This is a genomic window from Spirochaetota bacterium (assembly GCA_038043445.1).
Classification (GTDB): domain Bacteria; phylum Spirochaetota; class Brachyspiria; order Brachyspirales; family JACRPF01; genus JBBTBY01.
Map to the genome: position 1 here is coordinate 29,934 of JBBTBY010000107.1, position 13,675 is coordinate 43,608.

11 protein-coding genes are annotated in these 13,675 nt (G+C 57.0%); 3 read left to right on the forward strand and 8 right to left on the reverse strand.

The window, feature by feature from the left end:
- Position 1: 1 nt before the first annotated feature.
- Positions 2-787 carry an AraC family transcriptional regulator gene (locus AABZ39_15255; protein ID MEK6796136.1) on the reverse strand — a complete coding sequence of 262 codons (786 nt, stop codon included), beginning with the start codon at positions 785-787 and terminating at the stop codon, positions 2-4.
- Positions 762-3,104 (reverse strand): DUF5060 domain-containing protein, encoded by a 2,343-nt coding sequence (locus AABZ39_15260; GenBank protein MEK6796137.1) that lies wholly within the window; start codon positions 3,102-3,104, stop codon positions 762-764. The genes AABZ39_15255 and AABZ39_15260 overlap by 26 nt, the downstream gene beginning before the upstream one ends.
- An 86-nt stretch (positions 3,105-3,190) precedes the next feature.
- On the opposite strand from AABZ39_15260, the gene AABZ39_15265 reads away from it, so the two are divergent.
- Positions 3,191-4,042 carry an AraC family transcriptional regulator gene (locus tag AABZ39_15265; GenBank protein MEK6796138.1) on the forward strand — a complete coding sequence of 284 codons (852 nt, stop codon included), beginning with the start codon at positions 3,191-3,193 and terminating at the stop codon, positions 4,040-4,042.
- A 90-nt stretch (positions 4,043-4,132) separates the two neighbouring features.
- Positions 4,133-5,212, forward strand: coding sequence for a uroporphyrinogen decarboxylase family protein (locus AABZ39_15270; protein ID MEK6796139.1), 1,080 nt, complete (start codon positions 4,133-4,135; stop codon positions 5,210-5,212).
- Between the two features lie 95 nt (positions 5,213-5,307).
- On the opposite strand, the gene AABZ39_15275 is transcribed toward AABZ39_15270, so the two are convergent.
- Positions 5,308-5,778 (reverse strand): hypothetical protein, encoded by a 471-nt coding sequence (locus AABZ39_15275; protein MEK6796140.1) that lies wholly within the window; start codon positions 5,776-5,778, stop codon positions 5,308-5,310.
- A 1-nt stretch (position 5,779) separates the two neighbouring features.
- A complete protein-coding gene (locus AABZ39_15280; GenBank protein MEK6796141.1) occupies positions 5,780-6,655 on the reverse strand; it encodes an AraC family transcriptional regulator in 876 nt (291 codons plus the stop codon).
- 75 nt (positions 6,656-6,730) lie between these two features.
- Here AABZ39_15280 and AABZ39_15285 point away from each other — a divergent pair, with 75 nt between their 5' ends.
- Positions 6,731-7,897, forward strand: a complete 1,167-nt coding sequence (locus tag AABZ39_15285) for a uroporphyrinogen decarboxylase family protein (GenBank protein ID MEK6796142.1) — start codon at positions 6,731-6,733, stop codon at positions 7,895-7,897.
- An 87-nt stretch (positions 7,898-7,984) separates the two neighbouring features.
- Here AABZ39_15285 and AABZ39_15290 read toward each other — a convergent pair whose 3' ends face one another.
- The 4 genes from AABZ39_15290 to trpE form a co-directional block, all read right to left on the reverse strand.
- Positions 7,985-10,696 (reverse strand): hypothetical protein, encoded by a 2,712-nt coding sequence (locus tag AABZ39_15290; GenBank protein ID MEK6796143.1) that lies wholly within the window; start codon positions 10,694-10,696, stop codon positions 7,985-7,987.
- A gap of 84 nt (positions 10,697-10,780) precedes the next feature.
- Positions 10,781-10,954 (reverse strand): hypothetical protein, encoded by a 174-nt coding sequence (locus tag AABZ39_15295; protein ID MEK6796144.1) that lies wholly within the window; start codon positions 10,952-10,954, stop codon positions 10,781-10,783.
- Positions 10,954-11,787: a carotenoid biosynthesis protein gene (locus AABZ39_15300; protein MEK6796145.1), complete on the reverse strand. Its 834-nt coding sequence runs from the start codon at positions 11,785-11,787 to the stop codon at positions 10,954-10,956. The genes AABZ39_15295 and AABZ39_15300 overlap by 1 nt, the downstream gene beginning before the upstream one ends.
- 84 nt (positions 11,788-11,871) lie before the next feature.
- Positions 11,872-13,359 (reverse strand): anthranilate synthase component I, encoded by a 1,488-nt coding sequence (trpE, locus tag AABZ39_15305; protein MEK6796146.1) that lies wholly within the window; start codon positions 13,357-13,359, stop codon positions 11,872-11,874.
- Positions 13,360-13,675 lie beyond the last annotated feature (316 nt).

Sequence of the window (13,675 nt, forward strand, 5' to 3'; positions counted from 1 at the left end):
TTTATTTGTTGCCCATTGCGCCGGGGCGGCCGTAGAAATCACCGAATGAGGCGCGGTACTGCGCGGGAGAGACCCTCTCGAATTTCTTGAACCAGCGCGAAAAGTAGAACGGGTCGTCGAACCCGAGCGATGATGCTATCGATGCTATCGTGTCCGTACCGCCGGCCAGCCGCTTCCTCGCCGAATCCATTTTCAGCATCTTGAAATATGCCCCCGGAGCGCTGCCTGCGATGCGCGGGAAGATCTTGCGCACATATTCATAGCTCAACGACGCGGACTCGCAGAAGAATGCGAGATCGAACGATGCATCAGCGACCTTGGACTTCATGCCCTGTATGACGCGGGAGACAGCTTCGTGCTCCCGTGTGAGTGCAGCCTCTGTCCTCCCCCGGAGAAGCATGCCGGCGAGCATGCCGGTCATTATCTCCGTGATACGGTCGATATACCGGGCAGGGTGTCTGTCCTTAAGCGCTATGCACGCATTCCAGCGCGTACGCACGGATCGATCATTCCCGAGATGTATGACAGGTCTCGCAGGGTCGAGCATGCCGTTGTCCCGCCATCGATCGGCGATGTCACCCTCGAAAAGGAACCAGTAATGCGTCGACGGCGTCGATAATGAACCGTAGGTATGCCACACACCGGGGAACAAAAAATACGCTTCCCCCGCATTAATGGTACGCTGTGCCGTATAGTGCGATGCGAATTCGACCGAGCCCCTGGCTACATACACGACGGCGTATGTCGAAAGCGTTCTCCGCTCACGCGGCCATGTACCCGCGCTCAATCCCTGGCGCCCTACCCCGAGCGCCTCGATGCCGAGCGTATGCGCCCGAATGCTTCTCTCGCCGAACCACATGAGCGCAGTATATCGGGAGACGAACGTTGATGCAATGCTGTATCTCGGTCAGCGTGCGGTCTTCCGTTTCAGTTTGATCGCCGCATCCCGTTCGATGCGTTTGACCATGACGGACACCGTGCCCCCCCGCGGCAGTGGTTTCGCTCTCTCCGACAAGCGATCCGCTGACGGGGTCGATGATGCGTACGGCATAGACGCCGCCGACAAGCCCGCTGAATTCGACCTGCACATCGTTCACCGCAACGGCATCGCGCTTGAGTATGCTTTGATAGAGCTGGCCGTAGGTGATGTTCGGGAGATATGCGAACGCCTCCTCCGCGGAGGAGAGACCCTTCGCCCCGATGAGGCCCTTCGCATCGTCGATGTCGATAACGACGAAGTATTTCCCGACGCGCAGCCAGTCGCCCTCGGCGAGCGCGAGCGTTACCGTGCGCGCGCCTGCTGCGAGCGGCACATCGAACCACTGCTCGTCGGGCTTAAGCTCGCGCCTCCCGCCGGCATAGACGGTACTGCGCGCCTGTGCCCCGTCGACCGCGGCGGTGAGTGTCTGATTGCCGCTCCCGATCTCATCGACGCGTGCAATGAACCGCCCGTTCCCCGGCATGTCGATCGTGAACGACGGCGTGACACGCCAGGCAATGCGGTCGCTTCGCTTGGCATAGAGCGTGCGGCTCATGCCCGTAAGCCATACCGCGTTCTCTCCGGCATCGATGGTGAACGTATCCGTAAGCGACTTCGCGCCCCAATCGGGGATATCGCCGTACGCCGAAGCAACGATGACGCGCGAGAACGAACTTCCCGCGGCCGATGCCTTCACGACGCGCACCGCCGCCGGCCGCCACGTTGCGGATGCAAGCGGCAGATCGGATGCAAAGTCAAGGACATGCTTGAAGAGCGGCCATGCATCGGTGCGGTCGACCTTGGTGTGCTCCCATACCATGACGGCGGCCACCCCTTTCGCGAAGTTATCCCAGAGCTCGGTATGGAGCGAGTCTTTGAACCAGCGTTCATCTTCGGTGAAATAGCACTCCTGCACCACGCCGGGCTTTGCGAGCGTCGTCGCGCCCTGCGCGTAATCCATGCGTTCGTTCGCGGTGCGCTTGTAATTGGCGCCGTATATCATCGGCCTCCAGCCCTCCGTGAGCCGGTGCGCACAGTCGCGCATCTCGGTAATGAACGACATGGCATGTTCGTTCGCATCGTCGTAATCATTGAATCCATTGAGCGCCCAGAGCGATCGGCTGTAGCCCCAGCGTGCGATGATGTAGCGCAGCCGTTTCTTGTACCATGGCCGTACCGCGGGGCTGCTGATGAAATCGGCCCCCGTCCCCGCCACGCCGCCGTTCGCGGTATTGTACGGATTGAATTTCCAGGAATCGTACGTCGTTCCGTTCATATGCTCGTTGTTGTCCTCGAGCGTGAGCATCACGGCGAATTCGTTCGATTCCGCCAGCGCAAAAACGCGATCGAGCTGGCAGGCTATCATCTGATTGTAGTAGCCGAGCCCGCCGTATCCCCTGTCGCTCATGGACTTCGGCGAGGGCATCCATTCGAGCCATGCCCAATGGCAGAGCCATACCCGCGTCGAGGATATCATGCCGCTTGCACGTGAAAAATAATGCTCATACGACGGAACGCCCTTCGCCTTTTCACCGATGCGCGTCCACGGTACGTTCGCCCCGCTTCCGAAGAACGCGCTCCCGTCAGTACGTTCGAAATAGTTCGGGTTCTTTTCCGCTATGCGTACGAACCCTCGTGCTTTCGACGGAATCACCGAAAACGACCGCGGCTCGGAAGACACTTTCTGTCCCTTCGAATCCCGCACCGCGATGGCAACGGTATGCACTCCGACTGCGGCGGATGAGAATCGCACCTTCCATACGCCCGGACCGAGCTTTCGGTAAGGGAGACTTCCCGTCATCTGGGTAAGGCCGTTCTCCGGTTCGTATGGAACAGCGTAGAACGCCGGGACAACCACGGTTTCGCCGTTGGGCTTGGTGATGACGGCGTTGACGAGTATATCTTCCGGGTCGAACGGATTCGTGTACGATACCTTCAGCTCGATATCCATTTCTAACTTTTCATACTGCCCTGTCGTCTCCGGGACGGTCAGGGCGGTCACCGACGGCGGCTCGGATAACGCCGATACGAACTGTGTCCGTATCGTGCGCAGAAGATCGTCGTTCTCTGCGGCGAACAGGGCGATCGAGAGGCTGATGACGGTACAGATGCGTATGATCTTCATAACGCCCTCCATGACGGTTTCTCCCCCTAGTATACACCATGGGAGCCTTCCCGCGAATGGCAGAAAGCGATTTCGGGATGTGTAAAATGAACATCACTTTACGGGCTGTATGTGCATGGTACAATGCGTTCATGCGCACTGAGACGATCTACACCATACCTGCTCCGGACGATGCACCGATCCATGTCATGTCCGTGGGCATACTGCACGGATCGCCGAAGTACGTGCGCCGCAATACGCACAACGGCGGCATCACGTTCGCCTATACGCTCGGCGGGAGCGGCACCCTTTTCCTGAACGATACCCGGTACACCTATACCGCGGGCGATGTCTATGTGCTTCCCAAAGGCGTGTCCTATCAACTGCGCTCCGACACGAATGCACCGTGGCGGAAGATATGGTGCTGGACGGTCGGCCCCCTTGCGGATGCCGTTGTCAGCGCCTATCGGCTGCATACGATGAAGTGCATCCCCTACGGTCCGCGGGCGCTCTTTAAAGACATGCTGAAAGCCGCCGGCGATGCGGACGACCCCGATCGCCATATGCGTATGGCACTGTTGTTCCATCGTATCGTGCTCGCCCTGTCGGGATCTATACGCACCAAGGAACGATATTCGCCGGCCGTACACAAGCTGATGGAATATCTCGACACCTCGGTGCAGCGGAAATTCCGGCTCTCCGCGGCCGCATCCGTCATCGGCAAGGGGACGGCGCAGACGATACGCATCTTCCGAAAGGAGACCGGTTTCACGCCGTATGATTATCTCATCGACCGGAAGATGGCGCACGCGAAGAACCTTCTGGCATACGGTGACATGTCCGTCAGGGCGATCGCCCGCGAGCTCTGTTTCTCGGACGAATACCACTTCTCAAAACAGTTCAAGCGCCGATGCGGATGCGCCCCGCTCTACTTCCGGCGGGACGCCCGTGTACGGTGATGTCCCAATTCGTCCATCCTGTTCCCATGAAGTCCATTCAATCGCCCCCGTTCGAACAGTATACTAGTGGTGACTGCACAGGAGGATGCCATGAATTACCGCGAGAACCTCATACGGGCGATGACGCGCAGGGACCCGGAATTCGTACCGATGGAATACAGCTTCACCTCGACGCTTATCGATAAGATCAAGAACGAGGTACATGTCGAGAACGCATACGATCATTTTAAAAGCGTGCACTATCACGCAAATCAAGGCATACGGAATATCGGCGCGAAGGCGTCCGCGCACAGGAACGACTATTCGCGTTACTTCGCCGGGCGTTCATTCGCGCATGAAGTAACTATCGATGAATGGGGCATAGGCCATCAGGCGGGTGATTTCATGCACTTCACGCATATGGAATCGCCGCTTATCAAGGCGGCATCGATAAAGGACATCGAATCCTATCCCATGCCGGATATCGGCGCGGACTATCGCTGGGCGCATGCGAAGAGCGATGTGGACGCATTTCATAGCGACGGTTATGCCGTCAGCGCGTTCACCGGGCATACATTCGAGACGGTGTGGCAGATACGCGGAATGGAGGAATTCCTCTCGGACATGTATCTCAACCCGTCATGGTGCGAAGCACTCGTAGCCAGAATATTCTCCGTGAACATTGAAGTGGTCACACAAGCCGCATCCGCCGGTGTCGATATACTTCGCGTAGGCGACGACGTGGGGACGCAGATGGGAATGATGTTCTCTCCGGAGATCTGGCGCACGATGTTCAAACCGCGCATCAAGGCGTACATTGCCGCAGCAAAGGCGATAAAGCCCGACATACTCATCTGGTATCACAGCGACGGCGATATATCGGCGATAATCCCCGAGCTCATCGATATCGGACTTGATATACTCAATCCGATACAGCCGGAATGCCTTTCGCCGGACATGGTCAAGCGCGAATACGGTTCATCGCTCTCGTTCTGGGGCGTTGTCGGCACGCAGCAGCTCATGCCCTTCGGCTCTCCGTCGGATGTTAAAAAGGAGATCAAGCGGCTCATCAGCGTCGTCGGGAAGGGCGGCGGGCTCTGCCTTGCGCCGACACATGTGCTCGAACCGGAAGTGCCCACCGCGAACATCAAGGCGATGGTGGAAGCGGTGGAAGAATACGGCCGATACTGAAATGCGTTCGCCTCGGTGCGACACGGCTGTACAGAACACGAATGGCGTTCGCATGCCGACGCGGGTGATATCATCGCGTTCATTCCGCTCGAATATCACATCGTATACAGGTACATAAAAAAACCGCTCTGTCCGGGCTTCGTAATGATAACGCCGTGCATGAGCGGGGAGCGATAGAATGCCCGCGCATCGAACGTCACTGATGATGCATCGAGGTGCATCCGCTCAAGCGCCGCACGCATCGGCGCATCGACGGCTTTCATGATCGAAACGTCAGGGGCATCGCCCGTTGTCCGAACGGCAGAAGCAAGCACTTTCTTCATGCCGGCAGCATCGCACACAAGATACGCAATGAGCGCCCAATCCCCGGGGCCGAGACCGTCACCGCGGGATAGTTCAATTATCTGCCATCGCGCGGAGATCGGGCGTACCGGGAGCGTGATCGTTGCAGAAAGCTTCTCGACATCGGTGCTCGACGCCCGCATCGTTCCATCGTCGCTTCGTCCGCATCCGAGCATCGCCCCGAGCATACATGCGGCGAATACTGACAGCCTGAGCCGCTCCACGTCAACGCCCCGTGTCCGCGCCGAACGACCTGAACGCCATACGATAATCCGTCGGCGAGAGCGAGGTGAGCTTCGTGAACCACCGCGAGAAATAATACTGGTCGTCGAACCCCAACGCGTTCGCTATCGACACTACCGTTCCATCGCTCGTGACAAGCCGTTCCTTCGCCGTTCCAAGCTTTATCTGCGCGAAGTACGCCCCGGGCGTATAACCGGTCTCCCGCTTAAAACGCCGCCGCGTGTACTGAACGCTCAACTTCCCGCGTGTACAATATCCCTCAAAGTCAAAATCCATCTCACGGACATTCGATCTCATTGCATGGATTATCCGGGCGATATCGTTCCCTGCGGTGCTCTCATCCCGATGTTCACCGGCGGCTATCACTTCCTGCAATATCGCGGTGGCGCGGCGTGCAAGTGACACATGAAAGCCCTGCGTACGGGATTCATCCATTGTAAGACATTCGTCCCAGAGAGAGACGATATTATCGCTCTTGCCGACAGGGAATACCGGCGCTGCCGGAGAAAGGATGCCGTTCTCGCGGTAGCGATCGAGAATATATCCCTCGAAGATGAACCAGTATTCGAGCGACGGCGGAGCACCGGGCGTATACGTGTGTGCTATGCCGGGAAAAAGGAAGAACGCATCGCCCGCCGACACACGCCCGCCATCATGCGCATCGGACCTGAATTCATACCAGCCGTCGGTCAGATATACCACCGCATACACGGGCAGCGTCCGCGGTGCCGCTACACCGGTGGTGGAACGCTGTTTCCCGACACCGGTCACTTCGAGCCCGAGCTTTTTCGCGATCGGATCGCGGGTGTGTATATACATGAATAGGAGTATATCCCGATGTACGATTTTGTCCATCATGACGACCACGCCGTCCATTCACCGGGGCGGCCATTATGCGTATGGTATCCCTGTATTTGAGCACAGGAGAACACCATGACCGCAACAATGGAACGCGAACGTACAGCAGACGGCATTCACGCGATGGTGCCGTATGAGAACATGACCATCGGCGCACGGAAGATGCGCGACTTCTATGCGCAGAAACCGGGGGCGGCGTTCTATCAGCGCGAATTCGGCTTCTATTCCCTCGATGCGTGGAAGGCCCAGGGCATGCCCCAGGATGTGCCGCATCATGTGCTTTTCGGTTTCGATCCGGCGGGCAAGCACAGTCTCGGCCAGATAGGCTGGTGCGAAGCGGGCTTCAATCCCGTCTTCGAGGACAAAGTGATAGAGGACCGCGGCGAGCATGAGGTGTATCAGGATTTCGCCGGCCGCCATGTGCTCGTATTCAAGGGGCGACGCTCGGGATTCATGCCGGAATACATCGATCATCCGGTAAAGGACATGCGCACGTGGAAAGAGCTCTGCGAGTGGCGCATGGACCCGTCGACGCCTGAACGCTACGCGGATCTTGACGTGCGTATGGAGAAGGCGAAGAAAGCCGCGGGCGAAGGACAAGTGATATGCCAGAACCTTGTCGGCGGCTACATGTATCTGCGTTCGCTCATGGGGCCGGAAGGGATACTTTACAAGGTGTATGACGACCCCGAATTGATACATGCCTGCATGAGGACATGGCTCACGCTCGCCGATGCCGTCATCGCGCGCCATCAGGAGCAGGTGACCATCGACGAGATATATTTCGGCGAGGACATCTGCTACAATGCAGGGCCGCTCATCGGGCCGGATATGATACGCGAATTCCTTTTCCCGTATTACCAAGCGCTTATCACGAACACAAAGCGCCGTCAGATCGATACTTCACGGCATCTGTACGTAAACCTCGACACCGACGGCAAAGCGGCGACGGTCATCGACGTGTATAAAGAGATCGGCATGGACTACATGAACCCGTTCGAAGTGGCATCAGGATGCGACGTAGTGGAAGTGCGGAAAAAATACCCCGATCTTCTCATGCACGGCGGTTTCGACAAGCGTATACTCGCCAAGGGCAAGGACGCTATCGACCGCGAAGTTGACAGGATATTCCCGTTCATGAAAGAACACGGCGGATACATCCCCACCTGCGATCACGGTGTTCCTGAAGAAGTGAAGTACGAAGATTATTTACACTACCGGAAGCGCTGCTTGGAATTTTAGCCGAACGCAATGCCCGCCCGTATTGAATAGAACAAGGGCTCATGAGCCCTTGTTCTATTACTGCGATAAGAAGTTAGATAAAGCTGTTTACAGAAAAAACAGCGGGATGGCAATACCGAACGTATATCCGAAGCGAGCGTCCCGTATCGCATAATTGCCCTCGGCGTAGAACTCCACCGGCACGTAGGGGTGCACGGCGAGGTGTACACGCAGATAGCAGGACTGAAGGAATGTATCCGCGTAATACGCCGCGCGATACCCGCCGGTGCAATAGAACCGCCGCACATAGAGCGAAAGGAACAATATACCCTGCTGTATCTCAATGTTGAAGAGAAGCGACTTCGCCTCGGCATGGATATAATACCATGAGCCCACCGTATCATCCCGATATTCGAGAAAAGAGGGATAATGTGATGCGAGCGAATAGGCAAGGGCGCCGGACGGGCGGAAAAGACGTCTATCGCTTGCGGCACCGTACGCAGCGAGGCGCAGGGGAAAGAACGGCACGGCCGCCTCGAACGATGTTTCATACTTCCACGCACCCGAAGGAAAGCTCACGTCATAGTAATGAGAGAACGCTATGCCCCGCCCCTGCAGAAGCCTCTCCTTGATGTTCGTATCGAGCTCGGTAATGCCGTTATAGCCGACAGACACCCCGCACAGCACGGCGTACCCCGCATACGGCCATTGATACGCGCTCACCGCATCCGTCAAAGCAGAAGCGATAATACCGCCTGCGGACGCGCGCATGAAAAAATGTTCGCCGTTCAGAGGGAGATCGATGCGCAGGAAAAGGTCCGCGTCAGCGCGTGTCAGCCGCCTGTCATAGAACGTATACGCGCTCGCAAGCGTATCGGAGATGGAAAGTCGCCACCATATCGGGAGCGTTGTGTTCTGCCACGTGAAATTCAGTCCGGCGAAATTACGCACATAATTGTACACCGCCGTGAAAAGAAAGGCATTCTCTTCTATCGGGTCATCCCCGTAGACGAGGAAACCCGCCTCGACGAAGGCATTGCCGAACGTATTGAGATACGGCACCGCATACGGCATCCACATGCGCGGGAGAAGCCAGCCAAATCCGTTGTAGGCCATGACCGGATGCACTATCGACCTGCTCTCTGCTTCGGCATTCGTACACGGGCGCATCGGCGCATTCGTTCTGAGCATCCGCGGCAGCGGCATTGCCATTATCGCATCGCGCTCGGAGCCGGTGGACACATAGTAGAGCGTGTTCGACAGCACGGCAGGGAACGCCACGCCGCCGAACACATTGTTCGTCATGAGCGACACGAACGCACCATCGATGACAGCGGCTTTATAGAACGTATCATCATTATTGCATGCAAGGACGATCTTCCCCTCGCATACGGACAGATGCATACCGTATTTCACCGGGATATCGTATCGCTTCATAACGCCCGTTGTCGTGTCGAGTGAACGCACCGTTGTCACGCCGTCCTCGCTGGCGAGAAAGGCTATGTTCTTTTCATCGACGGCTTCGGGGCGGCCGAAATAGAGCGTCTCCCCTCCTTCTGCGAGAACACGCTCGCTTCCGTCGGGTGCGATGAGAACGATATCGGTGAGCGAACCGCGGCTTGACAGGGCAAGGATATGTTCGCCCCGGAACGAGCAATCGCTCACACGCTTTTCAATGACACGCGCCGTGAACGAGCGGCTGCGTATATCGAAAAACCGGACACTGGACCTGACGACACCGCCCTGTATCGGCATGGTCTCAAGGAGCAAGAGCGACCCGTCGGGGGAAACATCGAATGAGCGGAGCGAGGAGATAGGAAGTACGGTACGGACATCGTTGGGGGAATGCACATCGATGCATTGTATCGCATCGTCGCGTGCATCATAGAACCAGAGCCTTCCCGCTCGGAGACGCATGGCTGATACGAGAATATCGCCGGCGAGTGTAACCCCATTCGATACAAAACCGTTCGTGTATCGGAACGTTTCCTTGAATGCATCCCATACCGCGGAGAAATTCATTTTCAGTTCGCCGTCCATTGCACCGTCAATGCCCATGAGATTCCATGCCATGTTCGTCCACAGACGGGGTATCACCTTCTCCCCGTAACGCTCGGCAAGATACCGGTGGAAGAGCCCGCCGTAGTGATACGGGATAGCGCCGTTCGGAACGATATCGAACCCGCCGGCAGCCTGCCCCGGCGACTTGAACCTGTTCTCACGATGGTCCTGCAGGAGCATCTGCCGCACCGATGGATGATGCGCGCGCCCGAAGCCCTCGGCGCTTTCGGCATGTACGGCGACGCCCTCCACCATGGATCGCGGAAGAAGCGCCGTGATCGACACCCAGTTCCCGAACACGGCAGCGAGGGGCGAAGCGATGCCGTCACGCAGGGAGAGCGTTACGATATGCGTGAGTTCGTGCGTGAAGAGCGTATCGAGATAATTGCTGTAATGGAACGATATCGGCATGGGATAGTCATAGAGCGTGATGCGGTTCTCAGGGAGTATCGTCGCATAGCCGTTGGCCGCATGCATATCGCGCGTGACCGTGACCGTGATGCGCGGACGCGGTGTGCACATGAAATACGCGCAGAGGCGTTCGTATCGGTCATCCGCGAACGCGGCGAGAGAGGATGCTGACGGGCGGCAATCCTCGGGGAAGATAATGTCAAAATACTTCGTCTGCGCAACAGAAAGCGGTTTGCCGCTGTCATAGAGCCGTGCGGAAAGCGGGATCGCCATGCAGACGGCAATAAGGATGAAGGGACGGAACGCTCGTTTCGGCATCCGCTGGCGCAGGTTTGTATCGTACGGCATGGAACGCAGTATAAACGCGGCAGCGTGTGACGTCAACAGCGCAATGCGCCGTTCGCCGTCCGGGCATCTGCCGCTGAAAATGGACTACCGCCGGTATGACCGCACCGCACTCATTATCATGACGGCAACGACCGGCAGCGTTACAGCGCCGAGCACGACAAGTTCCGCTCTGCCGCTGACGATCGCCGGAAGAAGTCCTCCGGCGAGCCAGAAAAGCATGAACGCCAGCGCGGGAAAGAGGGAAACAAGGCGTTGCACTATATACCCCCGCATGTCAGATTCATGGTCGTGTCGATGAGGCGCATCGTAATGAGACCGTATGCTATCTGTACGAGGAATATCCCGAACGCAAGCCCCAGAAGCGAAAGATAGAAGAGGAACGCCGAGACCCCGGGGCTGAATCGCTCTCGGAAACGCGGCAGCCGCTCGAAGAACCAGGCGAATACAAAAACCATGAGGAACCATCCGATGAAATTGGAGAGCGGAATGGAGAATATCCGGATGTGATCATTGGAAAGCCACACCCATGACTTCCATGGTGCGCTCACCTGCACGGGGTCGAGCCAGAGATCGAAGATGACCGCAAGGATGCCGCCGAGCGCAGCACGAAGCACGGCGGGGAGCTTCGGTGCAATGACGTGCACGGCGTACACGCATGAATAGGCAAGGAAGAACCATGCAAGACAGATCAATATCGGCGTCTCTATCCACCAGAAGAATCCGCGCGTGTAGTAATAGGTGCCGCTTGCCCCGTCCGCGACCAAGGAGACAGTGCCGATCATGAACCTTCCGAAGAGCACCCAGATATTCTCGACAAGGCCGGTAAAGAAAAACGATCCGCCGAGAAATACCGATGCCTGGTAAAAGCCCATCGTGCGTCGTGCGTGTTCAAAACAGAGCCATGCGAGCACTATCGGTATGAGATCGAGAAGGAACATGACAGGATAGCGTGAGAATGCCACCGCCTCGGAACGCACCTGCAGGAGCGAGGGAAAGCAGTGATGAATGACCGAAGACGCGATGACGGAAAACGCCATGAGCGCAAGGAGCATCCACGCAGTTCTGTTCTCGGGGGCTGAATTCGTTTTCATTGCTCATCCCGCGGGGTTAGTGTTACAGCAGCACAGGGAAGCATCCCGCAGCGGCGTGCACCATATCACCGCGCGTGTGATATGTCAAGCGGATATCTCTTTCGCAAGCGTCAACGCCTTGATAAGCGAGCGCACCTTATTGAGCGTCTCCTCATATTCCTTTTCCGGGCTCGAATCGTAGACGATGCCGGCGGCCGCCTGAAAATATATCGTGCCGCCTTTGATGAATATCGTACGTATGATGATGCCCGTATCCATATTCCCCGACGCGGAGAAATAACCAACGGAACCGGCATACGGCCCGCGCCTCACGTTCTCAAGCTCGTCGATCACCTCCATCGCGCGGACTTTCGGCGCACCGGTGACCGTGCCCGCGGGGAATGCGCTCCGTATCACATCGATATTGGACTTGCCCGGCGCCAGATGACCTTCGACATTCGAGACGATGTGCATGACATGGGCGTATCGCTCGATAACGTTCTTCTCGGTAACGCGCACGGTACCGTAAGAGGCGATGCGACCGACATCATTGCGCCCGAGGTCGATGAGCATGAGGTGTTCGGCTAATTCCTTCGTATCGGAGATGAGCTCCTCGGCAAGGGCCGCATCCTCAGCGGCATCCTTCCCGCGCCTTCGCGTACCGGCGATGGGGCGAAGCGCAACAACGCCGTTCGTCTGCTTCACAAGTATCTCCGGCGATGAACCGATAAGCGTGATATCGTCGAACGAGAGGCAGAACATGTACGGCGACGGATTGACGAGCCGGAGCGCACGGTATATCGCGAGCGTATCGATCTTTTTCTGCGGGCAGGAGAATCGCTGCGAGAGCTGCACTTGAAAGATGTCCCCGCGGTAGATGTATTCCTTCGCACGGGCCACCTGCGCGCAGAATTCCTCTTTCGTGAAATTCGACGTGACGGCGATATCTTTCGTGCCGCGCGGGAGCATTCTCGGCATTGACTTCACCGGGGCGGCAAGGTCCTTTTCCATCGCATCGAGATCGCGTTCGGCGCGTGCGTAGAGTTCCTCGATCTTCGTCCCGTCAAGACGCATCGTCCGTATCAGAAGCACCTTGTTCTCAACGTGGTCGAACACGATGAGCTTATCGGCGAACACATAGAAGATATCCTCGCTGTCGAAATCCGAGCGGTTCTTGTCCGGTATCTTCTCGATATACCGTATCGCATCGTAGGAGAAGAAACCGACCGCGCCTGCGTAGAACGGCGGGAGCGATGGATAGGCAGCGCCGTGGAACGCGGATGTCATTTCATGGAGAAGCGCCAATGGATCGGGATGATCGAACCCTTTTCGTGAGCCCTTCTCCTCGACGACGACATGGTTCGCCCGTATGCGGAGCACCGTCGTTGGATCGTAGCCGATGAACGAATAGCGCGCGAGGTTCTCGCCGCCGGTAATGCTCTCAAGCAGGAACGAATAGCGATGCTGCCGCACGCGCGAGAATATCGCCGTGGGGGTGTCGAAATCGCCCATGAGCTCGCGGGCGACGGGGAATACGCTCGCCTGCCCGATAGACGATTTTATCTCATTTAATGATGGGAATGATGCTGACATGGAATGGGATTGTACCGGGGAACATCAATATTTTCAAGCGTTGGTTTGGCGGGGGGTGAAAAATAACCCCTATCCCCGGCATTGAATATTTATTTTTTCAATCTGTTTTTTCGCCTCCCCTTTCCCCTTTTGAAGGGGAAGGGGCCCAATGCTGTTAAGTTAAGAAAGAAAATCAGCCACCCGCTTCGCTAGAGGCACGGAGACACGGAGAACTGATTGGTTCTATTTGCTTTTTCCCTTGTTTTTCTCTGTGTCTTTGTGCCTCCTATGTTATTTGTCAAGCGATCCATGACTCTCCCCAAGACTCCTGATATAT